Here is a 24859-nt window from a genome sequence, read left to right as displayed (position 1 = left end):
GACAGCGTCCCGCGAACAGCGCGGGGTGGGCGGGGCCGGGAGCCGGTGCTCTCCCGGTCCCGTCATCCATCGGGCCGTCGCACAGGTCCGGGCCGCACACATCTGACGTAGCGTCATGCCGGGGCGGTACCGTCGCCGTCATGTACCCGGGAGCGTACGACCGAGCCAGGCCGGCCGTCGTCACGGCGGACGGCGCACACACCCTCACCTACGGCGCGCTGGAGGAGAACTCCCTGCGCCTCGCCGACCATCTGCGCACGGCCGGGCTGCGCAGAGGCGACCATCTCGCCCTGCTGTCCGACAACGACCCGCGGGTGATGGAGGTGTACTGGGCGGCGGTCCGCTCGGGCCTCTACCTCACCGCCGTCAACCACCATCTGACCGCCGGGGAAGCCGCATACATCGTGCGGGACTGCGGCGCCACCGCACTGATCGTCGCCGACGGCACACTCGGCGAACTGGCCATAGCCGTCGCGGAGTTGGCGCCCGAGGTGACACACCGGCTCGGCTTCGACGACGGGACGTACGACGCCGCCCTCGCCGCCGCCTCGCCCGAACCGCCCGCGCACCAGCCGCGCGGCACCGACATGCTCTACTCGTCCGGTACGACGGGCCGCCCCAAAGGGGTTCGGCCGGCACTGCCCGAGGGCGACATCCGCACCGACCCCTCCACGTACCAACTGCTCTTCCAGCCCATGTACGGCTTCGGCGAGGACAGCGTCTACCTCTGCCCGGCGCCGCTCTACCACGCGGCGCCGCTGCGGTTCTGCCACACGGTCACCGCGACGGGCGGCACGGTCGTCCTCATGGAGTCCTTCGACGCGGAGGGCGCGCTGGCGGCGATCGAGCGCCACCGCGTCACCCACAGCCAGTGGGTGCCGACGATGTTCGTGCGCATGCTCAAGCTGCCCGAGGTGGTGCGCGAGCGCTACGACACCGCGTCGCTGAAGGTCGCCGTCCACGCGGCCGCGCCGTGTCCCGTCGAGGTGAAGCGGCGGATGATGGACTGGTGGGGACCCGTCCTGTACGAGTACTACGCCGCGACCGAGGGCAACGGCATCACCTTCATCGGCCCCGAGGAGTGGCTGCGCAGACCCGGCTCCGTGGGCCGCGCCGGGCTCCTCGGTGAGCTGCGGATCTGCGACGAGGAAGGGAAGGTGCTGGCGCCGGGGGAGACCGGCATCGTCTACTTCGAGCGGGACGAGCTGCCGTTCCGCTACCACCACGACGACGACCGCACCCGCGAGGCGCAGCACCCCGTCCACCCCCACTGGACGACGACGGGCGACATCGGCCACGTCGACGAGGACGGCTACCTCTTCCTCACCGACCGCCGGGCCTTCACGATCATCTCCGGCGGCGTCAACATCTACCCGCAGGAGATCGAGGACTGCCTGGTCCTGCACCCGGCCGTCGCCGACGTCGCGGTCGTCGGGGTGCCGGACGAGGAGATGGGGGAGGCGGTACGGGCGTATGTCCAGCCGGCCGAAGGGGCAAGCCCTGGAGCGCAGTTGGCCGCTGACCTAACCGCGTACGTACGTGCCCGCATAGCGAGCTACAAGGTGCCGAGGCAGGTGGACTTCGTGCCCGCCCTCCCGCGCACCCCCACGGGGAAACTGGCCAAGGGAAAGCTCCGCCCGCCCGGGGGCGCGGGGAACCGCGCGACCAGCCACGACGCACCCGCAGTCGAAAAGGCTCAGCCACCCAGCAGACGCTGAAGGTAGGGGGCCGTGCGGCTGACGGGATCGGCCGCCACCACCGCGGGCGGCCCCGCGGCCACCACCCGCCCGCCGGCATGGCCCCCGCCGGGCCCCATGTCGACCACCCAGTCCGCCCCGGCGACCACCGCCATGTCGTGCTCCACGACCACCACGGAGTGCCCCGCGTCGACGAGCCCGTGCAACTGGCGGAGCAGTACCTCCACGTCGGCCGGGTGCAGCCCGGTGGTCGGCTCGTCGAGGAGGTAGAGGGTGTGGCCGCGGCGCACTCGCTGCAGCTCGCTCGCCAGCTTGATGCGCTGGGCCTCGCCGCCGGACAGCTCGGTGGCGGGCTGGCCGAGCCGCAGGTAGCCGAGGCCCACGTCGAGCAGGGTGTGCAGGGAGCGCAGGACCGCCTTGGCCGCGTCGTCGTCGGCGAAGAACGCGGCGGCGGACTCCACGGTCAGGTCGAGCACCTCGGCGATGTTCCGTCCCCGGTACGTCACCTCCAGGGTTTGCGGGTTGTAGCGCGCGCCGCCGCAGTCCGGGCACGGCGCGTACGTGCTCGGCAGGAAGAGGAGTTCGACGCTGACGAAGCCCTCGCCCTGGCAGGTCTCGCAGCGGCCGCCCGCGACGTTGAAGGAGAAGCGGCCGACGCCGTAGCCGCGCTCCTTCGCCTCGGCGGTGCTCGCGAACACCTTGCGGACGATGTCGAAGAGGCCGGTGTACGTGGCCAGGTTGGAGCGCGGGGTGCGGCCGATCGGCTTCTGGTCGACGACCACGAGCCGGCCGACGCCCGGAAGGTCCTCGGTGATCGCGCCGAGCAGCGTCGACTTGCCGGACCCGGAGACCCCGGTGACGGCCGTGAACGCGCCCACCGGCAGTTCGGCCGTCACACCGCGCAGGTTGTGCCGGGTGACCGGGCCGACCTTCAGCCGGCCGCGCGGCTCACGCACCCGGCGCCCGGCGCGGGGCCCGTCGTCGAACAGGTAGCGGGCGGTCGCCGAGGTCTCCACCCCGCGCAGCTCTTCCACCGGGCCGCTGTGCAGCACCTGCCCGCCGTGCTCCCCGGCCAGCGGCCCGACGTCGACGAGCCAGTCCGCGTGCCGCATGACGTCGAGCTGGTGCTCGACGACGAAGACGGAGTTGCCCGCTTCCTTCAGCCGGTCGAGGACGGTCAGGAGGGATTCGGTGTCGGCCGGGTGCAGTCCGGCGGACGGTTCGTCGAGCACGTACACGACGCCGAACAGGCCCGACCGCAACTGCGTGGCCAGGCGCAGGCGTTGCAGCTCCCCGGAGGAGAGGGTGGGCGTCGGGCGGTCGGGGCTCAGGTAGCCGAGGCCCAGCTCGGTGATGGTGGCGATGCGGGCCCGCAGGTCGTCGGTGAGCACCCGCGCCGTCTCGGAGTCGCTCTCGTGCGCCGCCAGGATCTCCGCGAGCTCCGTCAGCGGCAGGCGGGCAAGGTCCGCGATGGTCCGGCCGCCGAACGTCACGGCGAGCGCCTCCGCCCGCAGCCGCGCGCCGCCGCACACCGGGCACGCCTCGCTGCGCAGGAACGTCTCCGCCTTCGCGCGCAGCGCCTGGGACTTGGAGTCGGCGAACGTCTTCAGCACGTACCGGTTGGCGCTCATGTAGGTGCCCTGGTACGGGCGCTGGATGCGGTCCGCGTCCCGTACGGGGTGCACGGTGACCACCGGCTGCTCGTCGGTGAACAGGATCCAGTCGCGGTCCTCCTGGGCCAGGTCGCGCCAGGGGCGGTCCACGTCGTACCCGAGGGCGTCGAGGACGTCGCGCAGGTTCTTGCCCTGCCAGGCGCCCGGCCACGCGGCGATCGCGCCCTCCCGGATCGACAGGGACGGGTCGGGGACCAGAAGTTCCTCGGTCGTGCGGTGCACCTTGCCGAGTCCGTGGCAGTGCGGGCAGGCGCCGGCGGCCGTGTTGGGGGAGAAGGCGTCGGAGTCGAGCCGCTCCGCGCCCGGCGGGTAGGCGCCGGCCCGCGAGAACAGCATCCGCAGGGAGTTGGAGAGCGTGGTGAGCGTGCCGACGGAGGAGCGGGACGTGGGCGCGGAGCGGCTCTGCTGGAGCGACACCGCCGGGGGCAGCCCGCTGATCGCGCCCACCTTCGGGGCGCCGACCTGGTGGATGAGGCGGCGCGCGTACGGGGCGACCGACTCGAAGTAGCGGCGCTGCGCCTCCGCGTAGATCGTGCCGAACGCGAGCGACGACTTGCCCGAGCCCGACACCCCCGTGAAGACCGCGAGGACGTCGCGGGGGACATCCACGTCGACGCCCCTGAGGTTGTGCTCGCGGGCCCCGCGGACCCGGACGAAGCCGTCGTGGCGCGGGTCGGACGGGGACGGCGGCAGCGACATGGGGGCGGCTCCTGAGGTGCGGAGGGGGCGCTTGTGCCGGGGCGGCACAAGGGAGGCGGGCAAATCACACGATTCTAGGCCGCCGCACTCCGGAGTCCGGACGCGGCGTCGCCGAAGCCGGACTCCAGTACCGCTATTGATACTGCGGTGCTATTCTCCGTATCATCGAGACGAGGGAGAGGCCATGCCCGCTGACCGTGCGTTGCCCGGCCCCGACGCCGTCGAGCTGATCGGCCGCGTCCGGGAACTGGCCGCCGATGCGCTCACGCCGTATGCCGCCGAGGCCGAGGCCGCGAGCGCCTTTCCCCGCGACGCCTTCCGCGCCCTCGGCCGCGCCGGACTGCTCGGCCTGGCCTACGGCAGGGAGTACGGGGGCGGCGGCCAGAGCTACGAGGTGTACCTCCAGGCCCTCGAAGAGGTGGCGTCCGCCTGGGCGAGCGTCGGTGTCGGCGTCTCCGTGCACGCCATGTCCTGCTTCCCGCTCGCCGTCTACGGCACCGAGCAGCAGCGCCGCCGCTGGCTGCCCGACATGCTCGGCGGCGACCTCCTCGGCGCCTACTGCCTGTCCGAGCCCGAGGCGGGCTCCGACCCGGCCGCCATGCGCACCCGCGCGGTCCTCGACGGCGACCACTATGTGCTGAACGGCGTGAAGGCCTGGACGACGCACGGCGGCCACGCCGACTTCTACACGGTGATGGCCCGCACCTCCGACGACCGCTCGCACGGCATCTCCTGCTTCCTCGTCCCCGCCACCACGCCGGGCCTGAGCGCCGACCCGCCCGAGCGGAAGATGGGCCTCACCGGCTCCGCCACGGCGGCGATGCGCTTCGAGAACGTCCGCATCCCCGTCGAGCGGCGCATCGGCCGCGAGGGCCAGGGCCTGCAGATCGCCCTCGCCGCGCTCGACTGCGGCCGCATGGGCATCGCCGCCGTCGCCACCGGCCTCGCCCAGGCGGCCCTGGACGAGGCGGTCGCCTACACCCGCGGCCACGAGTTCGCCGGGCAGCCGCTCATCGCCCAGCAGGGCCCGGCCTTCGCCCTCGCCGACCTCGCCGCGTCGGTCGCCGCCGCCCGCGCCACCACGCTCGCCGCCGCCCGCCGCAAGGACCAGGGCCTCCCCTTCGGGCAGGAGGCGTCCATCGCCAAGCTGGTCGCCACCGACCAGGCCATGAAGGTCACCGGCGGCGCCGTGGACCTCCTGGGCGCCGACGGCTGGTCGAGCCGGTACCCGGTCGAGCGCTACCTGCGCGAGGCCAAGGTCATGCAGATCTTCGAGGGCACCAACCAGATCCAGCGCCTCGTCATCAGCCGCGCCCTCGCCAAGGCCGCGCCGGGCGCGCTGACCGCCCCGCCCGTGCGCCGGGAACCGCGTCAGGAAGCGACGGCGTGGACGATGAGCGAGGCCAGCTCGGCGTAGGCCTCGGAGTCGCTGAGCCCGGTGCGGTGGGTGACCTCGCCGCGCTGGATCGCCTGCATGGTGGCGGCGGCGACCTCGCCCACGAACGCCGCGTGCACCTCGCGGAAGGCGCCCGCGGTGACGCCCTCGGTGATGAGCTGCCGGATGCGGTCGGCGGCGAGGCGCGTGTTGGCCTCGTAGACCTCGCGTGTGGCGTCGAACTCGGCCATGTCGTCGAGGAACCGCCGGGACAGCGGCCGCAGTTGCTCCGCCACCGCCGTCAGGTACACGACGACCCGCTCGGCCGGGGCCGTGGTGTCGGCGACCTGCTTCTCGACCGCGGCCGTCGCGTTCTTGAAGTAGTGCTTCACCGCCTCGCGCACCAGGCCCTGCTTGCTCCGCGCGAGCTGGTACAGCGTCGTCTTCGAGCAGCGCAGGCGCTCCGCCAGGTCGTCGAGGGTGAAGGAGGCGAACCCCTCCGCGACGAGGAGCGTCACCAACCGTTCGAGCAGGTCTGTCTGGCGTGCTGTACGGCGGGCGGCTGGCGGCATGTCCCCAGAATATCCGGCCCGCCCGCGCCCACGATCACGGGCCGGACGAGGGCTGCGCCGGACTCAGGCGCGCGACCCGCGCGAGCCGCCGGTAGGACTCCAGCAGATCCTCGCGGTCGTACGTACTGGTCGTGACCAGGACCTCCTGCGCGCCGCTCTCCTTGATGACGCGCTCCAGCTCGTCCGCGACCTGCTGCTCGGTGCCCGCGATGTGGCCGCGCAGCCCCGACTCGTACAGCTCGCGCTCCTTGGCGGTCATCTCCAGGCCGGTGACGCGCTCGGCGGGCGGCAGCGGCGGGAAGGTGCCGTGGGTGCGGGAGTACGCCATCGACCACGCCTCGGGGATCAGCAGGCGCCGGGCCTCCGGTTCGCTGCCCGCGACGGCGACCGTCCCGGAGATCACGACGTACGGTTCCGCGGCCCAGGGCGAGGGGCGGAACCCGGCGCGGTAGCGGTCGATGCCGCGCAGCATCCGCTCCCGGTCGCGGAGGTCGCCGATGACCATGGGCAGGCCGGCGCGGGCCGCGATCGAGGCGCCCTCGCCCATGGCCAGGAGGTACGGCGGCACGGCCAGGCCCTCGCTCGGGCGGGCGTGGGCGTGGGTCGGGGACGTGCCGGTGAAGAAGGCGAGCAGTTCGTCGAGCTGCTCGGCGAAGCCCTCCGCGTCGGCGGCGTCCTTCTCGCGGCCCAGCGCCTTGCGGACGCCGTCCGTGAACCCGACGGAGCGGCCGAGCCCCATGTCGATCCGCCCGGGGAACAGGGACTCCAGGACCCCGAACTGCTCGGCGACGACGAGCGGCCGGTGGTTGGGCAGCATCACGCCGCCGGTGCCGACGCGGAGCGTGCGGGTCGCCGCCGCGACGGCCGCCGCGAGGACGGTCGGGGCGGAGCCCGCGACCCCGGGCACGCCGTGATGCTCGGCGACCCACAGGCGGTGGTAGCCGAGGCGCTCCAGGTCCTGGGCGAGCGCGACGGTGTCGCGCAGCGCCTGCGGGGCGGTTGCGCCCTCCCGGACGCGGGAGCGGTCCAGGACGGAGAAGCGGGTCGACTCGATCACGGTGGTCACGTTCGTTCCAACACGGTGGCTCCGCAGGGATTCCCGGTCGCGCGCCATAGGGTGCCGTCATGACCCGGGACGCGCGGCCGCTGGCCGTCTTCGATCTGGACAACACGCTCGCCGACACCGCCCACCGGCAGCGGTTCCTGGAGCGCAGGCCGCGAGACTGGGACGCGTTCTTCGCCGCGGCGCCCGCCGATCCGCCGCTCGCGCAGGGCGTCGCCATGGTCCTCGACAGCGCCCGCGAGTGCGAGATCGTCTACCTGACGGGGCGCCCCGAGCGGTGCCGTGCCGACACCGAGGCGTGGCTGGCCGCCCAGGGGTTGCCGGCCGCGACGCTGAAGATGCGGCGCGACGACGACCGCAGGCCCGCCCGCCGCACCAAGCTGGACGTGTTGCGCCGCCTTGCGCGCGGCCGCACCGTGCGCATGCTCGTCGACGACGACGAACTGGTCTGCGACGAGGCGGAGCGCGCCGGGTTCCGCGTCGTGCGGGCCCGCTGGGCGAGCACGTCGGCGGCGCTGAAGGACGCCCAGGAGCGCGAGGGGCGGACCTGAGCGGCCGGCGGGCGGCCTCAGACGTCGCCGTCCAGGCGGAAGCCCACCTTGAGGCCCACCTGGTAGTGCTCGACGTCGCCGTCGACGATCTGGCCGCGGACCTGCGTGACCTCGAACCAGTCGAGGTTGCGCAGCGTCTGTGAGGCGCGCGCGATCCCGTTGCGGATCGCCTGGTCGACACCCTCGTGGGAGGTGCCGACGATCTCGGTGACGCGGTAGGTGTGATTCGACATGGTTCCACCGTGCCCCAGGGTGCCCGCGCGCGCGAGGGGGCGGAGAGCGGGCGGGCCGGACGCACGGCTTCCGCCGGACCGCGACTTACTTTCCGGTAACCCTTGACCGCCTCATTGGTACATACCAAAATCCAGCCACATACCCGTACGAGCTGACTGCTCCTCCCCCCACGTCGGGCGATCCGACCTGTTCGCAGGCAGAAAGTGACCCCCCGTGAGATCCCGTCGTGGCGCGCTGTCCCTCTGTTCCCTCGTCGTCGTGACCGGCACACTCGTCACCGCGTGCGGCGTCCTGCCGGGCGGCGGCCCCGAGCGGCGCACGGTCACCGTGTGGCTGATGCGCAACAGCGCGTCGGACGCCTTCGTCGAGCGCTTCACCAAGCAGTTCGAAACCGAGCACACCGACCTCCGCCTCGACGTCCGCGTCCAGGAGTGGACCGGGATCGGCGAGAAGGTCTCCGCCGCCCTGAAGAGCGACAAGGGCGGCGACGACGCCCCCGACGTCATCGAGGTCGGCAACACCCAGGTCCCGCAGTACATCGACCAGGGCGGCCTGACCGACCTGTCCCTGGAGTCCGCCCGCGACCTCGGCATGCAGGACTGGCTGCCCGGCCTCGCCGAACCCGGCGTCGACAACTCCCGCCAGTTCGGCATCCCCTGGTACGCCGCCAACCGCGTCGTCATCTACAACAAGGACCTCTTCGAGCAGGCCGGCGTGAAGAAGCCGCCGAAGACCCGCGACGAGTGGCTGGACGTGACGAGCCGCCTGAGCACCGGCGGAACCCAGGGCATCTACCTCGCCGGACAGGACTGGTACAGCCTCTCCGGATTCATCTGGGACGAGGGCGGCGAACTGGCCCACGAATCGGGCGGCACCTGGACCGGCGCCCTCGACTCACCGGCCGCGCTGCGCGCCATGGACTTCTACGAGCGGCTCCAGGCGCTCGGCGACGGACCGAAGGACGCCGACGAGGAACACCCCTCCCAGGCCGACCAGTTCGCGAAGGGCGACATCGCCCAGATCATCTCGGTCCCCGGCGCCGCCCAGCAGATCGTCGACAAGAACCCGGAGCTGAAGGGCAGGCTCGGCTACTTCCCGATCCCCGGCAGGACGGCCGCGCGGGCGGGCGCCGTCTTCACCGGCGGCTCGGACCTCGTCGTGCCGGGCAACACCGACGACCGGTCCGGCGCGGTGGAGGTCGTGAAGGCCCTGGCGGGCGAGAAGTGGAACACCGACCTCGCCAAGACCATGAACTACGTGCCGAACAAGACGACCCTGGCCGACGCCGTCAGCGGCGAGCCGGGCGTCGCCGCGATGGCGGTCGGCGCCGCGCACGGCAAGGCGACCCCCGCGTCACCGCTCTGGGCCAACGTGGAGGCCGCCGACAACCCCATCAAGTCCTACATGTCCCGGGTCCTGTCCGGGGCGGACCCGGCCACCGAGGCGAAGAGCGCCGCCCGGGAGATCACCCGCCGCCTCGACGACAGCGGCGTGTGACCCCGGGGCCGCAGACCTCTCAGGTGGACGGCACGGTGCTCAGCGACAGGGCGAACCTGCCCTCCGTGTCCGTCCACCACCGCGTCAACTCAAGGTCCGCTGCGGCCAGTTCGCTTCTCACGCCTTCGCGCCGGAACTTCGCCGACACCTCCGTGCGCAGCTCCTCGCCCGCCGCGAAGGTCACCGCGAGATCGAGGGCGGGGATCTTCACGGTCTGCGTGACGGTCGAGCGCAGCCGCATCTCGATCCACTCGCGCTCGGCGTCCCACACGGCCACGTGCCGGTACGCGTCGAGGTCGAAGTCGGCGCCGAGTTCGCGGTTGACCACGCTCAGCACGTTCTTGTCGAACGCCGCGGTGACGCCCGCCGCGTCGTCGTAGGCGGCGACGAGCGTCGCCTCGTCCTTGACCAGATCCGTGCCCAGCAGGAAGAAGTCGCCGGGGGAGAGCAGACCCCGTACGGACGTCAGGAACGCGGCGCGCTCCTCGGGCAGCAGGTTGCCGATGGTGCCGCCGAAGAACGCGACGAGGCGCGGGCCGGGTGTCTCCGGCAGCGCCAGTGCGCGTGTGAAGTCCGCGACCAGGGCGTGGATGGCGAGCGACGGGTGCTCGGTGAGCAGCAGCTTCGCCGCGCCCCGCAGCGCGCTCTCGCTCACGTCCACCGGCACGTAGTGCGTCAGCTCCGTGAACGAGTCGAGGAGGTGGCGGGTCTTGTCGGAGGAGCCCGAACCCAGCTCGACCAGGGTCCGCGCCCCCGTCGCCGCCGCGATCTCCGGTGCGCGCGCGAGGAGGATCTCGCGCTCGGCGCGGGTCGGGTAGTACTCGGGCAGGGTGGTGATCTCGTCGAACAGGTCGCTGCCGCGTGCGTCGTAGAACCACTTCGGCGGCAGCGTCTTGGGGGTGCCGGTCAGGCCGTTCAGGACGTCGGCGCGCAGCGCGGCGTCGGTGGCGTCCTCGGGAAGAGTGCGGGTCAGTGCGTACGGGCTCACGCGGGAGGCTCCTTGAGCGGGGTCAGGAGGACGTCGGTGCGGCTCGCCGCGAGCAGCGTGCGGTCGGGCACCTCGGTCCAGCGCGGGTCGTCGTCGTACGGCTCCGAGGCGACGACGGTGCGCCGCCCCGGCTCGGAGAGGTACCAGAGGGTGTCGCCCCAGGCGGTCGCGGCGATCGTCTCGCCGTCACAGAGCAGGAGGTTGAGGCGGGCGTTCGGCGTGACCTCGGCGACGTCGAGGACGGTGTCGGCCAGGGCCTGCGCCACACCGGTCTCGCGGGCGCCGTCGCGCAGCCGGTGCAGGACGAGGGCCCACAGGAACGCCGCGTCGCAGCGGGCCTCCATGGACAGCAGATCGGCGGCGGGCAGCGCGGAGACCAGCGACGTCAGGGAGCGCGGCCAGCCGGGCACCGCGCCGTTGTGGCTGAACAGCCACGGTCCCGAGGCGTACGGCGCCGCCGCGGCCTCCTGGTCGGCGCCCGGGACGGTGGCGTCCCTGACCGCCGCGAGCAGCGCGCCCGAGCGGACCACGCGGGCCAGGTCCGCGTAGGACGGATCGGCCCAGATGGGCCCGGCCCGGCGGTAGCGGGCGGGCACCGGGTCGCCGTCCGCGTACCAGCCGACGCCGAACCCGTCCGCGTTGACCGTGCCGTGCCGCTGTCTGCGCGGCGCCCAGGACTGCTGGAACAGGCTGTGCGGCGGCGCGTCGAGCACCTCGCCGAGCGCGACGGGCGGTCCGAGATAGGCCAGGTGGCGGCACATCAGACGGCCTCCCGGTGCGCGGCGTCGCGGGCGGTGCGGAAGCCCGCGAAGATCTGCCGCCGCACCGGCAGGTCCCAGTTGCGGAACGTGCCCCGGCACGCCACCGCGTCGACCGCGAACGAGCCGCCGCGCAGCACCTTGTGGCCAGGGCCGAAGAACACCTCCGAGTACTCGCGGTAGGGGTAGGCGACGAAGCCGGGGTAGGGCAGGAAGTCGCTCGCCGTCCACTCCCACACGTCGCCGATCAACTGCCGTACGCCGAGCGGGGAGGCGCCGAGCGGGTAGCTGCCCGCCGGGGCCGGGCGCAGATGGCGCTGGCCGAGGTTGGCGCGCTCCGGCGTCGGGTCGGTGTCGCCCCACGGATAGCGCAGGGAGCGGCCCGTCGCGGGGTCGAAGCGGGCCGCCTTCTCCCACTCCTCCTCGCTCGGCAGGCGGCGCCCCGCCCAGCGGGCGTAGGCGTCGGCCTCGTACCAGCTGACGTGCAGGACGGGCTCGTCGGCGGGGACGACCTCCGTCACCCCGAACCGGCGGCGCAGCCACTGGCCCGCCTCGCGCCGCCAGAACCGGGGCGCCTCGAAACCGCCCTCCTGGACCATCGCCCAGCCGGCCGGGTCCCACCAGCGGGGGTCGCGGTAGCCGCCGTCGGCGATGAACTCCAGGTAGGCGCCGTTCGTCACCGGGGTCGTGTCGATGTGGAAGGCCGGGACGATGCGGGCGTGCGCGGGCCGCTCATTGTCGAGCGCCCAGGGTTCGGCCGTCGTGCCCATGGTGAACGGGCCGCCCGGGACGAGGACCTCGGCCGGGCCGTCGAACGGCTCGGCCGTACGTTCCGGGTCGGGCGCGGTGAGCGCGGCGGCGCCGGTCCGCAGCTGGTGCGTGATCAGCATGGTCTCGTCGTGCTGCTGCTCGTGCTGGGCGATCATCCCGAAGGCGAAGCCCGACCGGGTCAGCCGCTCCGCGCCGTCCGCCTCGAACGACGCACCGCCCAGGATGTCGAGCGCCCGGCCGCGCACCTCGGCCGCGTAACCGCGCGCCTCCCGCGGCTTGAGCAGCGGCAGTCGCGGTCGCTCGGAGCGCGGGTGCTCGAAGGCGTCGTACAGCGGGTCGATCTCGGGCCGCATCGCCTCGCGGCCCGCGACCGCCCGCAGCAGCCACTGCTCCTCCTGGTTGCCGATGTGCGCGAGGTCCCACACCAGCGGTGACATCAACGGTGAGTGCTGCGCGGTGAGTTCGGGCTCCTCCACGCAACTGGTCAGGAGTGTGGTGCGGCGGCGCGCGGTCAGGAGCGCGTCCGCCGCGCGACGGCGCAACGCCTCCGGATCCGTGGTGACGTTCTCCTCGATGGTCATGAGCGGACGGACCTCCCCGGAGCGGGTTCAGGAAGCGGATCGAGCACGTCGTCGGCGGGACATCGGCCGCGCACGACCTGGCGGTGCGTGAAATCCGCGACCGCCTCCAGTACGCGGGCGTCCGCGCCGAGTCTGGGCAGCGCGTCAAGGGCCGTCGTGAAGCAGGCCGTGGCCGCCTCACGCAGCTCGGGGTCGGCGAGGCCCACTCTGGCCGCGTCCCGCCACAGCGGATTGTGCGGCGCCGGAGTCGCGCCGGCCCGCTCGGCGAGCGGTTTGACGGCCCGGTACGCGGTCTCGGCCGCCTGCGGATCGTCGAACAGCGCCGTCGTGACGGCGAGGGGCAGGATCCACCCGTCGTCGCCCGGCTGCGCGTCGATCATCCGCAGTTCGAGGTGCCCGCGCGGCCGCACCGGCGGGAACAGGGTGGTGAGGTGGTAGTCGAGGTCGGCACGGGTCGGTGGCCGCGGCCCCGCGCCCCGGGTCCACTCCCGGAACGACATCGCCTCCGGGACGTGCCACGGGCCGCTGTCCGTGCGCACGCACATCACCGGCGCGTCCAGGACGTGCCGCGCCCACGTCGCGCGCGGCTCACCGTCCAGCGGCGGCGCGCCGGAGCGGCCCACCGCGATGCGGTCCCACAGCAGCTGCCGCGTGGAGCGCCAGCCCGTCGAACGCCCGGACAAAAGCGGTGAGTTGGCGAACGCGGCGACGAGGACGGGCCCGAGCAGATGCGCCAGGCGCCAGCGCCTGCCGAAGCCCAGCGGGCCCGGCTCCTCGTACCCCGCGTCCAGGCACACCTGCACCGAGGCGGACGAGCACATCATGGACCGGCCGGCGGGACCCGCACGGTCGAGGGACGCCTCCAGGGCGTCGTAGCGGGGCTGACGCAGGACGCGTCGCGGAGGACGCCACGGATCGGTGCCGTGGCCGGACAGGACGAGTCCGTGGCCGCGGAGCGCGGCGCGGACGGCGGTCAGATCGGCCCGCATGGCCGAGACACATTCCATCAGCGAGGCGGCGGGGAGCGAGCTGAGCTCCAGCTGGCCGCCGGGTTCCACGGTGAGCGCCGAGCGCAGCGGCAGGGCGCGCAGTGCGGCATACGCCGCGTCGAGCCGTTCGGGAGGTATCGGGAGCCGCGGCCGGCGCGGCTCGTGGACGATCCACTCCAGCTCCACACCCACCGTGCGGGGCGGTCCCGTCTTGAAACAGATGCCCTGAACCAGAGCCTCGGTGCCGGCCTCGGTGATCAGCTCACCGAGCGCCGTACAGTCTCCCTCACCCATGTCGGGCCTCCAGTCCTCGTGGACTCCATGGTCGCCGGTGGCGGCCATGCCGTCATGTCGGTCCGGCGCGGAGCCGTCCCGGGCGGCGGTCGTACCACCCAAGACGCTCGCGGCGGTCCGCACAAGAGTGCCCCGGCGCGCTGCCGGTAAAGCCTCGGAGACGCGGACGTGGACGGGGAGGGATCAGTTCCAGCCGTAGCGCTCCCGCAGCCGGAGCACGACCAGGTTGAAGCGGCCCCGGTCCAGGGCGCACGCCTCGCGCCGCATCCCGCGCTCGTGCACGCGCAGCACCCGGTCGACGTTCACCCACGAATCCCGGCCGCTGCGGTCCCACGGCCCCGCGCCGATCGCGACCCATTCGCGGTCGGCGTCGTGGCGCTTGCTGGACAGCTGCACGGCGAGCAGTGTGCCTGCCGCCTCCCGCGCCACCACGAGGACCGGCCGGTCCTTGCCGCGCCCGTCGTTCTCTTCGTAGGGCACCCACGTCCAGACGATCTCGCCCGGGTCCGGGTCGCCGTCGTGCTCGGGCGCGTACTCGGTCCGCACCCGCCCGACCTGGCGCGGATCGGCCTCGACCGTGGCCGTCGAGCCGTGGCGGCCGGGGTTCTCTTCTGTGGCGTTGTCATCCGTGAAGGCAGTCACGCGGGTCACGTTAGAGCCTGGACGGCGCAATCCGCGCGGCGGGTGCGCCGGACGCCCCGGAGGCTCACCTCATGGCACGACACTTATCCCGAGGCATGGCCTCCGTCCTGGGCGTTCTGGGCGTACTGCTCACCCTGAGCGCCGCCGCCCCCGCGCCTGCGGCGCCGCCCCCGCGCACCGTCTCCGCCTGGCTGCCCTACTGGGACCAGGACGCCGCCCACAAGGACGCGCTCGCCCACGCCGCGCAGCTGCGCACCGTCAGCCCCTTCTGGTACGCGATGAAATCGGCGACCCGCGTCGACGGCTACCCGGGCGCGGGGGAGCGGCGCGTCGTCGACGGCCTGCGCGCCAAGGGCGTCCAGGTCGTCCCGACCGTCAACGACGCGGTGAAGCCCGGCGCCCTGGCGGCCGTCCTGACCCACCCCGACCAGCGCGCGGCCCACGTCAAGGCGCTGCTCGCCGTCGTCCGCGGCCGGGACTACGACGGCCTCGACCTCGACTACGAGACCATCGCGCCGACCCCGGACGCCACGTACGCGGCCGTCCGCGACGGCTACGCCGCCTTCGTCACCGACCTGTGCGCGCGGCTGCACGCCCTGCGCAAGCAGTGCTTCGTCACCGTCACCCCCAAGACCCGCATCAGCGGCCGTGTCTGGGACTACAAGAAGCTCGGCGCCGCCGCCGACCGGCTGCGCATCATGGCGTACAACCTGCACCACGCCCAAGGCGCACCGGGCCCGCTGGCCTCACCCTCCTGGTACGACGAGATCCTGACCCGGGCGACGGCCGAAGTGCCGCCCGCCAAGCTGGAGTTGGGGCTCCCGGCGTACGGGTGGGACTGGGCCGTCGGCAGCAAGGCGCGGGCGAAGGCCGTGACGACGAGAGAGGCCGAGGCGCTGCGCCGCAAGGTCAAGGCGCCCTACGCGCTCGACCCGGACTCCCGCACCCCGCACTTCACCTACAAGGACGGTGGGACGAAGCGCGTCGTCTGGTACCAGGACGCCCGCGGCACCGCCGCCCACCTGCCCGTTCTGCGCAAGCACAAGGTGGCCCACACGGTGCTCTGGGCGCTGGGCTTCGAGCAGCCCGAACTGTGGAAGACACTGGCGACGCCCTAGGCCGTAGGCAGCTGTATGGCCCTCGGACCCGTCTGGAAGGATGCCGGGGGTCATGGTGCAGATACCCGAGCAGCAACCCGTCCCGCCGTCCCCGCCCGCTGACGCCCCCGGCCCCGCCACCGCCCTCGGCGCCACCGGCCCCGCCGACCCCACCGCCCCGGTCAGGCCCGCCCGGGGCACCGTGCCGACCAGCGCCGACGTCGCGCGCCTGGCCGGGGTCTCCCGCGCCACCGTCAGCTACGTGCTGAACAACACCAGCGCCGTCCGCATCAGCGAACCCACCCGCCGCCGCGTCCACGAGGCCGCCAAGGAACTCGGCTACGTCCCGCACGCCGCCGCCCGCAGCCTGCGCGCCGGGCACAGCCGCATCGTCCTGATGCCGACCCCCGACGTCCCCGTCGGCCCGCTCTACAGCGGCTTCCTCAACGCGCTGCAATGGGCGCTCAGCCGCCTCGACTACACCGTGGTGCAGTACGGGAGCGTCGGCCTCGGCGGCGAGGAAGCGGCCCGCGCCTGGGCCGAGCTGCGCCCGGTCGCCGTGCTCGCCCCGGCCGGGATGGGCGCGGGCGGCGTCGACCTGCTGCGCCGGTCGGGTGCGCGGGCCGTCATCACGCTCGGCCCCGAACCCGTCGAGGGCGCCCACGCGCTGATCATGGACCACCGGGAGGTGGGCCGCGCCGCCGGTGCCCACCTGCTGGCCCGCGGCCACACCAGGACCGGCGTCGTCATGCCCCGCGAACAGGGCCTCGGCACCTTCGCCCTGCCCCGCCTCGCGGGCGTCCAGGACAGCGGCGCGGACGCCGTGCCCCTGCCGCTCGCGTACGAGGAGGAGGACGCGGCCCGCGTCGCCGCCCACCTGCGCGACCTGGGCCTGCGCGCCGTGTTCGCCTACAACGACGAGTACGCGATGCTGCTCATGCGCGCACTCCAGGACGCCGGCGCCGACATCCCAGGCGACGTCGCCGTCATCGGCGCCGACGACCTGATGCTCGGCCGCCTGCTGCGGCCCCGCCTCAGCACCGTACGGATCGCCCTGCCGTCGGGCGAGGAGCTGGCCGACCTGGTGGACGGCCTCGTGCGCGACCCGGCGGCCCGGCCGGAGGTGCGCCAGGTGCTCGGCGCGACGGCGGTACCCCGCGACTCCAGTTGAGTCGCGGACCTGGTCCCCTCCACGTGAGTCGCGGACCTGGTCCGCCAGGTCGGCGGCGGCGACGCCGGTACCCCGCGCACCGCACGGGAAAGGGGGCGGCCGCCCCCGGCGACCGCCCCCTTTCCTCGCGCGAGGGGCCTCAGCCCTGCTCGGGCTGCTGTCCTTCCTGCGCCTGCGCCTGTGCCTGCTGCTCGGCGACGGACTTGCGGACCTCGTCCATGTCGAGCCGGCGGGCCTGGCCGATCACGTCGTCCAGAGCCTCCTGCGGCAGCGCGCCGGGCTGGGCGAACACGGCCACCTGGTCACGGACGATCATCAGCGTGGGGATCGACTGGATGCCGAAGGCGGCGGCCAGCTCGGGCTGCGCCTCCGTGTCGACCTTGCCGAAGACGAGGTCGGGGTTGGCCTCGGCCGACTTCTCGTAGACCGGGGCGAACTGCTTGCACGGACCGCACCAGGACGCCCAGAAGTCGATCAGCACGAACTCGTTCTCCGTGACCATCTGATCGAAGTTGTCCTTGGTCAGCTCCACGGTGGTGCTGCTCATGGTGTGTTCCCTCTTCCTGCTTCCTGGATTTCGGGGCGAAGCCGCAAGGGGCAAAGCCGCTGGGCACAACGATCCGTGACACGGACGTATTCCGCGCGCGTACCCATGTGGCCCACCGGCACACCTGCGGTCACACTGACGGGTATGACGGAAGCTATCGAGTACGACGTTGTTGTGGTGGGAGCGGGACCGGTCGGCGAAAATGTCGCGGACCGGGCACGAGCGGGCGGGCTGAGCGCCGCGATCGTGGAGAGCGAACTCGTGGGCGGCGAGTGCTCGTACTGGGCCTGCATGCCCAGCAAGGCCCTGCTGCGCCCCGTGATCGCCCGCGCGGACGCCCGCCGCGTACCGGGGCTGCGCCAGTCGGTGCAGGGCCCCCTCGACACCACCGCCGTGCTCGCCCACCGCGACTACTTCACCTCCCACTGGAAGGACGACGGCCAGGTCGGCTGGCTGGAGTCCATCGGCGTCGACCTCTACCGCGGCCACGGCCGCCTCGCCGGACCCCGCCGTGTCACGGTCACCGCCGACGACGGCACGGTCACCACGCTGGTGGCCCGGCACGCCGTCGCCGTGTGCACCGGCACCCGCGCCGCCCTGCCCGACCTGCCGGGCCTCGCCGACGCCAAGCCCTGGACCAGCCGCGAGGCCACCAGCGCCGACCACGCGCCCGGCCGCCTCGTCGTGGTCGGCGGCGGCGTCGTCGCCACCGAGATGGCCACGGCCTGGCAGGCGCTCGGCTCCCAGGTCACCCTGCTCGTACGCGGCGACGGCCTGCTGAACCGGATGGAGCCGTTCGCCAGTGAGCTGGTCTCGGACGCGCTGCGCGAGGCGGGCGCTGACGTCCGTACGGGCGTCTCCGTGAAGGCCGTGCACCGCCAGGGCGCCACGGTCACCGTCACCCTCGACGACGACTCCACCCTCGAGGCCGACGAGATCCTCTTCGCCACCGGCCGCGCCCCGCGCACCGAGGACATCGGCCTGGACACGGTGGACCTGAAGCCCGGCTCTTGGCTGGAGGTCGACGACACCCTGCGCGTGAAGGGCCACGACTGGCTCTACGCCGTCGGCGACGCCAACCACCGCGCCCTCCTCACCCACCAGGGCAAGTACCAGGCCCGTATCGCGGGCGCCGCCATCACCGCGCGGGCCGCCGGGGTGCCGCTCCTGGAGACCGACCGCTGGGGCGCCCATGTCGCCACCGCCGACATCTCCGCCGTCCCCCAGGTCGTCTTCACCGACCCGGAGGCGGCCAGCGCCGGCCTCACCCTCGCCGAGGCCGAACAGGCGGGCCACCGTGTCCGCGCCGTCGACTACGACATGGCGGGCGTCGCCGGGGCGGGCCTGTACGCCGACGGCTACACCGGCCGCGCCCGCATGATCGTCGACCTCGACCGGGAGATCCTCCTCGGCGTCACCTTCGTCGGCCCCGGCGTCGGCGAACTCATCCACTCGGCGACGATCGCCGTCGCGGGCGAGGTCCCCATCGACCGGCTGTGGCACGCGGTCCCCGCGTACCCGACGGTGAGCGAGGTGTGGCTGCGGCTCCTCGAGACGTACCGGGACCAGAGCAGCTAGGCAGGTGACGGTCCCCGGCACTCCTCAGCCGATCGTGACGACGCGCGCCCAGGGCGGCGGGGCGTCGGGGACGTAGCCGGACCCGCAGCGCGCGTGCGAACCCGGCCCGCAGGTCCGTTCCGCAGCGCACGCCGCGTCAGCACATTGTTCTCGTCAGCCCCTCAGTGCTGCTGCGGCTTCTGCGCGGTGGCCTCGCTCGGGCGGACCACCACGAACCCCTCGCCCTCCAGCATGAGTTGCACCGCCTCGCCGGAGCCGCCGCGCAGCATCGAGCCGACGGACTGGGAGCGGTGCAGGGAGGTGCGCAGGTTGGCGCTCCAGCCGACCACCGCGTCCGTGTCGACGTAGACCGGCTGCTGCGGGGAGACGGGCAGGACGAGCGGGTTGCCCTCGCAGACCAGGCCGAGCTTGCCGTGGCCGGTGAAGACGCTGTTGAACAGGCCGCCGCCGGTCATGCCGGCGCCCTTCACCGTCTTGATCTCGTAGGACAGGGTGGCGTCGAAGCACAGGACGTTGCGGCCGTTGACGGTGAAGACGTCGCCGGGCTCGATGTCGACGACGAAGACGTTCTGCGCTTCCTGCGCGAACCACGCCTCGCCCTGGCCCGTCACCTTCATCAGGGCCAGGCCCTCTCCGGTGACGGCCCGCTTCAGCATGCCGCCGACGCCCTGGCCCTTCCGTTCGAACTGCAGATTCCCCCGGTAGGCGATCATCGATCCCTGGCGGGCCAGCATCTCGCCGTTGACCACGTAACGGATCGACTTGGCGTTCTGGACGGTCATGCCGGGCGCGACAGCGGCCTGCACCATGTACTCACTCGCGAAAAGATCACCCTTCATAGGGGCATCGTCGCCCGGAGGGATTCGTTCCAGCAAGCACGGGGATGCGTCGGCTCGGGAGACCGGCCGCGTCGGCACGGTGGATCCGTCATGGCGGCGCGGCGGATCAGCCGCGCCGGGCCCCCCGCGCGCGGGTGTCCTCGCGCCTCACCGCCCGCAGGACCACGAACTTCGGGTCGCTCGCGACGAGTTCACAGCTGCCGAACAGGCGCCGCAGCTTCAGGTGGTAGCCGAGGTGCCGGTTGCCGACGACCCACAGTTCGCCGCCGGGGCGCAGCGCCGCGTGGGCCTGGCGGAACATGCGCCACGCCGTCGCGTCCGTCGTCGCCTGGTGCGAGTGGAAGGGCGGGTTGTTGAGGACGAGGTCCACGCTCGCGCGGGGCACGTCCGCGAGACCGTCGCCGACGCGGAAGACGGCCTTGCCGGGGCGGTCGGCGCAGTTGTGCGCGTACGTCGCCTCGGCCGACGCCACGGCCTGGTGCGACTCGTCGGTGAACAGGATCTCCGCGCCCGGGGCGGTGAGCGCGGCGCTCGTCCCGACGACGCCGTTGCCGCACCCCAGGTCGACGATCCGGGCGGCGCCGGTGGCCGCCGGAAGGTGCTGGAGGAAGAACCGGGTCCCGATGTCCAGGCGCTCGGCGCAGAACACGCCCGCGTGGTTGACGACCGTACGTCCCGCCAACACGCCGACGTCGTCGGGGAGTCGGTACGAGCGCGGCCAGGGATCGGGGCCGGGCGAGAGGGTGGTCGGGTCCGGTGTGCTGAAGATGAGCCGCGCCTTCTTCTCGGCGAGGGAGGTGCGGGTCGGGCCGATGATCCGCTCGAAGAGGTTCAGCGTCGAGGTGTGGATCTCCTTGACCATGCCGGTGCCGACGACCACGGTGCCCTCGTGCAGGGCGGGCCGCAGCCGGTGCAGCTGGTCCTCCAGGAGCGCCAGGCTCTTCGGTACGCGGACGAGCAGGACGTCCACGCGGTCCGGCGGGGTGTCCTGAGTGGTGAGCAGCCGGGTCCCGCCGGGGGCGGCTCCCGCGCGGGCCAGGTTCTCCTCCGTCGCCCGCTGCCCCAGGTACGAGTCCGAGATCAGCGTCGGCGTGCAGCCCTCGGCCTCGCTGAGGGCCGTGCCGAGCGCGCCCCACCGGTCGCCGACCACCACGACCGCGCCGGACAGCCCGGTGCCGCTCTCGGCCAGGTGCTTCAGCAGATAGGAGTCGGCGGCGTCCCAGGCGCGCAGGGGGTCGCGGGGGTCCGCGGGGAAGCGGGTGAGGTGCGGCTCGCCCCAGGGCGTGCTCATGCGCTGGGCGGGGGCGGGGGTGGTCGGCTCGGTGCGGTTCATCGTCCGACCAGGCTAACCGAGCGGCCGGGCGGCCTCATGGGAGGAGCCGCAGCTCACAGCGGTGTACGCGGTGAGCTGCGGCTCCTGTGGCGCGGGTCCGGACCGGCTCAGTCCTGCGGGAAGTCACCCGCGAGGGCCGACGCCATCCGCAGGTGCGGAGACGCCTCCGCGTCCCGGCCCTGGCGCTCGAGCGTCCGGCCGAGCATCAGGCGGGCGTAGTGCTCGACGGGGTCGCGCTCGACGACGATCCGCAGCTGGTCCTCGGCGCGCCGCAGCTGGGCCGAGTGGTAGTAGGAGCGGGCGAGCAGCAGTCGCGGACCGACCTGCTCGGGAGCCTCCTCGACCAGCCCGTCCAGGATGTGGGCGGCCTTGGTGTACTCCTTCGCGTCGAAGAACATCCGCGCCCGCTCCCACCGCTCGGCGGCCGTCCCGTGCGTGTAGTACTTCTGCTCCACGATTGCCTCCTCGTCGTTCGGGGGCGTCAACCCGGGGTGCGTGCGGCATATTCCCCGGGCTCGGCGGGGGCTCGGCCGGGGCTCGGGCGGGGCTCAACCGGGGCCTTCCCGGACTCGTGCCGGGTGGTCGCAAGGATCCGGCCGTCCCCGCGCGGGGCATCCCCCTCCGCCGCTGCGACCCCTATGTTGCTCTCAGTCCCCTCTACGTCCCGCGCATCGTCCGGTCCCGCACCCCCCCTCTGCGCCCTGGGAGCCCCATGGACACGCCCCGCCTCACCGGTTCCGCCCTCTCGCGCCGCCGTTTCCTCCAGAGCGGCACCGTCGCGGCGGGCGCCGTCGCCGGGGGCGGTGTGCTCGAACTGCCGTCGCTCGCGGCGGTCGGCGCGCGGCCCGCCGTGCTGTCGTTCACCGAGGCCACCAACGGCGCCGCGACCCTCTCCCCGTCCGGTGACCGGCTCGTCGCGGAGGTCCAGAACGTCCTGTGGTCGGTCCCGCGCGACGGCGGCGCCGCGACCGCGCTCACGACACCCGGACTGGAGCCCACCAGGCCGCAGTTCAGCCCGGACGGGGAGCGGATCGTCGTCTGCGCGTACCGGGGCGGCGGGTTCCATCTCTGGCTGCTCGACGCCGACGGGTCCGCGCCGCGGCAGCTCACCGACGGGCCCTGGGACGATCGCGGGCCCGCCTGGTCGCCGGACGGCACCCGGGTCGCGTTCGCCTCCGAGCGCGGGGGCGATCCGGTCGCCGGGAGCCCGTACCGCGTCTGGATCGTCGACGTACGGGACGGGAGCCTGACGCGGCTGACCGGTCTGCCCGGCCAGTCGGGACCCGGGCAGGGCGGCGCGTGGGAGGACTTCGACCCCGCCTGGTCGCCGGACGGGGCCCGGGTCCTCTTCGTCCGCGGTGTCGTACCCGCCGCCGGAGCCGCCTTGCGGGCCTCGACCATCGCCTCCGTCGGCGCGGACGGCACCGGGCCCGTCGTCGTCGAGCGCGTGGACGACTCGGGCGCCCAGGTCATGACCCCGGCGCTGTCGCCGCGCGGCCGCCTCGCCCACCTCCGCACCACCCCGGCACCCGCCGCCGGCTGCACCCTCGTGGTCGACGGGAAACCGGTCGATGTCGGCGGTGACCTGGCGCCCGTGCCGCCGCGCTGGACCGGGGACGACACGCTGCTGCTCACGGTCGACGGCACGTTCCGCATCGTGCGCCCCGACGCGCCCGGGGACGCCGAACGCATCCCCTTCCTCGCCCGCCACACCGTCGACCGGCCGCGCTACCGCGTCAAGCGCTACGACGTCGAGGCCGGGGGAGTGCACCCGGTGCGCGCCCCGCACCTGCCCGCGCTCTCTCCCGACGGCCGCTCGGTCGCCTTCGCCGCCCTCAACTCCCTTTATGTGGCTGCCACTTCGGGCGGCAAGGCGCCCCGCCGCATCGTCCGGGCGCCCGTGACGCGCTACCTCCTCGCCCCCGCCTGGACCCCCGAGGGCGACGCCGTCGTCTACGCGGACGACCGCGCGGGCCTCTTCGCCGTGCGCCGCCACTCCCTCACCACCGGCGAGGAGACCGTCCTGGCGGAGGGCGGCCGGGTCTTTCCGGCGCTGTCGCCGGACGGCACCCGCCTCGCCTGCCTCGACATGTCGGGGAACCTCGTGGTCCGCGACCTCGCGGCGGGCACCGACCGGGTCCTCGCCGCACCGCTCGGCGGCGGCGGACTGCCCGGCCGGCCCTCCTGGTCGCCCGACGGCCGCTATGTCGCCCTGTGCGACCGCAACCGCCTCAACCAGCGCTTCCGCGAGGGCTACAACCTCATCCGCGTCGTCGACACCACCACCGGCACGGCCGTGCTGCACCCGGTCGCCCCGCACGTGTCGCTCGCCGACCGGTACGACTCCGGGCCCGTCTGGTCCCCCGGAGGCCGCACCATGGCCGTCGTCGTCGAGTCCGCGCTGTGGCTGCTGCCCGTCCGCCCCGACGGCACCCCGGACGGGCCGCCCCGCCAGATCACCGAGGAGGCCGCGGACCATCCGAGCTGGGCCGCCGACGGCCGCCGCCTGCTCTACCTGTCGGCGGGGCGGCTCCGCCTCCTGGACGTGGAGCGCGGCATCGCCCGTACCGTCCGCGTCCCGCTCGACCAGCGCCGCCCGCGCCCCGCCGACACCGTGGTGCACGCGGGCCGCCTCTGGGACGGGACGGGGGGCGCCGTCCGCGACGACGTCGACCTCACGATCGAGCGTGGCCGGATCGTCGGCGTGGCCCCGCACCGCGCGGGCGCCCGGCGCCCCGCCGCGCACCGGATCGACGCCTCCGACCGGACGGTCCTGCCGGGCCTGTGGGACGCCCACACCCATCCCTGGCAGTCCACCTACGGCGGCCGTCAGACCGTCCTGCAACTCGCCTACGGCATCACCACCGCGGTCTCCCTCGGCGGATTCGCCTACGAACAGGCCCGCGTCCGGGAAGCGGTGAACGCCGGGGCGCTCGCCGGACCCCGCCTCCTCGCCACCGGCGAACTCCTTGACGGGGCCCGCGTCGCGTACAGCATGTGCCGCGCCCACCGCACCCGCGCGGGCCTGCGCCGCTCCCTCGACCGGGCCGCCGCGCTCGACTGGGACTTCGTGAAGACCTACGTACGGGCGCCGGGCTGGGTGATGGAGGAGGCGGCGCGCTTCGCGCACGAACGGCTCGGGGTGCGCAGCGGAAGCCACCTGTGCACGCCCGGCGTCCAGCTCGGCCAGGATCTGACGACCCATCTGCAGGCGACGCAGCGCCTGGAGTTCGGGCACGCCACGACGGCGGGCGGCCGGTCCTGCGAGGACGTGCGGGAGATCTACACCCGGGCGGGCTTCCACCTCGTCGCGACGCCGTTCACGGCGGCGCCGCTGCTCGGCGCCGACCCCGCCCTCGCGGACGACCCGCGCGTCACGACGCTGATGCCGCCGTGGGACACGGTCGTCGTGGACCAGCTGGCGGCGGCCCCGCCCACGGATGCGCAACTCGCCACCCTGCGCCGGGAAACCGACACCTACCGGCGCGTCCTCGCCGACGGGGGACTGGTCGCCCTGGGCACCGACCAGCCCCTCGTCCCGGTCGGCCTGCACCTGCATCTCGCGCTGCGCGCCCTGCACCGCGGCGGCCTCACCCCGGCCGAGGCGCTGCGCACCGCGACCGTCCTGCCCGCCCGCGTCTTCGGCGCGGACGCCGACCTCGGCACCGTCGAGGAGGGAAAACTCGCCGACCTCACCCTCGTCGACGGCGACCCGTTCACCGACTTCGACGACCTGGTCCGGACGGCCGAAGTCCTGCGCGGCGGACTCCTGTTCCGCCAGGCCGACCTCGTCGGCGCCTTCGAGCCGCTCACCCCGGGCGCCCACGACGACCACTGGCTGGAGGTGAGCCGCCACATGAGGAAGGACGGTTGCTGCGACCCCGGATTCTGACGCCGCCCGGAGGACGGG

The 24859-nt window shown here is 73.6% G+C and carries 21 protein-coding genes; 8 read left to right on the top strand and 13 right to left on the bottom strand.

Going from position 1 to position 24859, the window contains the following annotated elements:
• Positions 1–140: 140 nt before the first annotated feature.
• A complete protein-coding gene (locus C1N81_RS11370; RefSeq protein ID WP_394428659.1) occupies positions 141–1718 on the top strand; it encodes an acyl-CoA synthetase in 1578 nt (525 codons plus the stop codon).
• Here the strand turns inward: C1N81_RS11370 and C1N81_RS11365 are convergent.
• Positions 1697–4069, bottom strand: coding sequence for an ATP-binding cassette domain-containing protein (locus C1N81_RS11365; RefSeq protein WP_394428658.1), 2373 nt, complete (start codon positions 4067–4069; stop codon positions 1697–1699). The two genes, C1N81_RS11370 and C1N81_RS11365, sit on opposite strands and share 22 nt — an antisense overlap.
• A gap of 184 nt (positions 4070–4253) precedes the next feature.
• Between C1N81_RS11365 and C1N81_RS11360 the strand changes: the two genes are divergently transcribed.
• Positions 4254–5486: an acyl-CoA dehydrogenase family protein gene (locus C1N81_RS11360; protein ID WP_394428657.1), complete on the top strand. Its 1233-nt coding sequence runs from the start codon at positions 4254–4256 to the stop codon at positions 5484–5486.
• Here the strand turns inward: C1N81_RS11360 and C1N81_RS11355 are convergent.
• Together C1N81_RS11355 and C1N81_RS11350 are read right to left on the bottom strand one after the other, a co-directional pair.
• Positions 5441–6016: a TetR/AcrR family transcriptional regulator gene (locus C1N81_RS11355; protein WP_394428656.1), complete on the bottom strand. Its 576-nt coding sequence runs from the start codon at positions 6014–6016 to the stop codon at positions 5441–5443. The genes C1N81_RS11360 and C1N81_RS11355 overlap by 46 nt on opposite strands.
• Before the next feature lie 34 nt (positions 6017–6050).
• Entirely contained in the window at positions 6051–7082 is a 1032-nt protein-coding gene (locus tag C1N81_RS11350) for an LLM class flavin-dependent oxidoreductase (RefSeq protein ID WP_394428655.1), read from the bottom strand.
• A 59-nt stretch (positions 7083–7141) separates the two neighbouring features.
• On the opposite strand from C1N81_RS11350, the gene C1N81_RS11345 reads away from it, so the two are divergent.
• Positions 7142–7630 carry a phosphatase domain-containing protein gene (locus tag C1N81_RS11345; protein WP_394428654.1) on the top strand — a complete coding sequence of 163 codons (489 nt, stop codon included), beginning with the start codon at positions 7142–7144 and terminating at the stop codon, positions 7628–7630.
• A 17-nt stretch (positions 7631–7647) separates the two neighbouring features.
• Here C1N81_RS11345 and C1N81_RS11340 read toward each other — a convergent pair whose 3' ends face one another.
• Complete coding sequence (locus C1N81_RS11340) at positions 7648–7863, bottom strand: dodecin (RefSeq protein ID WP_394428653.1); 216 nt, start codon at positions 7861–7863, stop codon at positions 7648–7650.
• Positions 7864–8122: 259 nt separating this feature from the next.
• Here C1N81_RS11340 and C1N81_RS11335 point away from each other — a divergent pair, with 259 nt between their 5' ends.
• On the top strand, positions 8123–9361 hold the full coding sequence (locus C1N81_RS11335) for an extracellular solute-binding protein (RefSeq protein WP_394428652.1): 1239 nt from the start codon (positions 8123–8125) through the stop codon (positions 9359–9361).
• Positions 9362–9380: 19 nt separating this feature from the next.
• On the opposite strand, the gene egtD is transcribed toward C1N81_RS11335, so the two are convergent.
• The 5 genes from egtD to C1N81_RS11310 form a co-directional block, all read right to left on the bottom strand.
• A complete protein-coding gene (gene egtD, locus C1N81_RS11330) occupies positions 9381–10349 on the bottom strand; it encodes an L-histidine N(alpha)-methyltransferase (protein ID WP_394428651.1) in 969 nt (322 codons plus the stop codon).
• Entirely contained in the window at positions 10346–11110 is a 765-nt protein-coding gene (gene egtC, locus C1N81_RS11325) for an ergothioneine biosynthesis protein EgtC (protein WP_394428650.1), read from the bottom strand. The genes egtD and egtC overlap by 4 nt, the downstream gene beginning before the upstream one ends.
• Positions 11110–12459 (bottom strand): ergothioneine biosynthesis protein EgtB, encoded by a 1350-nt coding sequence (gene egtB, locus C1N81_RS11320; RefSeq protein ID WP_394428649.1) that lies wholly within the window; start codon positions 12457–12459, stop codon positions 11110–11112. Before egtB ends, egtC begins: the two co-directional genes overlap by 1 nt.
• Positions 12456–13742, bottom strand: coding sequence for an ergothioneine biosynthesis glutamate--cysteine ligase EgtA (egtA, locus tag C1N81_RS11315; RefSeq protein WP_394428648.1), 1287 nt, complete (start codon positions 13740–13742; stop codon positions 12456–12458). Before egtA ends, egtB begins: the two co-directional genes overlap by 4 nt.
• A gap of 183 nt (positions 13743–13925) precedes the next feature.
• Positions 13926–14384: a type II toxin-antitoxin system PemK/MazF family toxin gene (locus tag C1N81_RS11310; protein WP_394428647.1), complete on the bottom strand. Its 459-nt coding sequence runs from the start codon at positions 14382–14384 to the stop codon at positions 13926–13928.
• A gap of 71 nt (positions 14385–14455) precedes the next feature.
• Here C1N81_RS11310 and C1N81_RS11305 point away from each other — a divergent pair, with 71 nt between their 5' ends.
• Both C1N81_RS11305 and C1N81_RS11300 read left to right on the top strand, forming a co-directional pair.
• A complete protein-coding gene (locus tag C1N81_RS11305; protein ID WP_394428646.1) occupies positions 14456–15502 on the top strand; it encodes a glycosyl hydrolase family 18 protein in 1047 nt (348 codons plus the stop codon).
• Between the two features lie 40 nt (positions 15503–15542).
• The gene (locus tag C1N81_RS11300; RefSeq protein ID WP_394428645.1) at positions 15543–16652 is read left to right on the top strand and encodes a LacI family DNA-binding transcriptional regulator; all 1110 of its coding nucleotides are present in this window, start codon (positions 15543–15545) and stop codon (positions 16650–16652) included.
• A gap of 139 nt (positions 16653–16791) precedes the next feature.
• Here C1N81_RS11300 and trxA read toward each other — a convergent pair whose 3' ends face one another.
• Positions 16792–17199, bottom strand: coding sequence for a thioredoxin (trxA, locus tag C1N81_RS11295; protein WP_394428644.1), 408 nt, complete (start codon positions 17197–17199; stop codon positions 16792–16794).
• 144 nt (positions 17200–17343) lie between these two features.
• Here trxA and C1N81_RS11290 point away from each other — a divergent pair, with 144 nt between their 5' ends.
• The gene (locus C1N81_RS11290) at positions 17344–18777 is read left to right on the top strand and encodes a dihydrolipoyl dehydrogenase family protein (protein ID WP_394428643.1); all 1434 of its coding nucleotides are present in this window, start codon (positions 17344–17346) and stop codon (positions 18775–18777) included.
• 161 nt (positions 18778–18938) lie between these two features.
• Here the strand turns inward: C1N81_RS11290 and C1N81_RS11285 are convergent, their stop codons facing one another.
• The 3 genes from C1N81_RS11285 to C1N81_RS11275 all read right to left on the bottom strand — a co-directional run bounded on the left by C1N81_RS11285 (position 18939) and on the right by C1N81_RS11275 (position 21347).
• Complete coding sequence (locus C1N81_RS11285) at positions 18939–19616, bottom strand: AIM24 family protein (protein WP_394428642.1); 678 nt, start codon at positions 19614–19616, stop codon at positions 18939–18941.
• A gap of 106 nt (positions 19617–19722) precedes the next feature.
• A complete protein-coding gene (locus C1N81_RS11280) occupies positions 19723–20907 on the bottom strand; it encodes a methyltransferase (protein WP_394437863.1) in 1185 nt (394 codons plus the stop codon).
• A 149-nt stretch (positions 20908–21056) separates the two neighbouring features.
• Entirely contained in the window at positions 21057–21347 is a 291-nt protein-coding gene (locus tag C1N81_RS11275) for a tetratricopeptide repeat protein (protein WP_394437860.1), read from the bottom strand.
• Positions 21348–21661: 314 nt separating this feature from the next.
• On the opposite strand from C1N81_RS11275, the gene C1N81_RS11270 reads away from it, so the two are divergent.
• Positions 21662–24841 carry an amidohydrolase family protein gene (locus C1N81_RS11270; protein ID WP_394428641.1) on the top strand — a complete coding sequence of 1060 codons (3180 nt, stop codon included), beginning with the start codon at positions 21662–21664 and terminating at the stop codon, positions 24839–24841.
• Positions 24842–24859 lie beyond the last annotated feature (18 nt).

The organism is Streptomyces sp. SGAir0957 (assembly GCF_043523415.1).
Note: the sequence above shows the minus strand (reverse complement) of the source record. Positions and strands in the feature narration are given on the sequence as shown.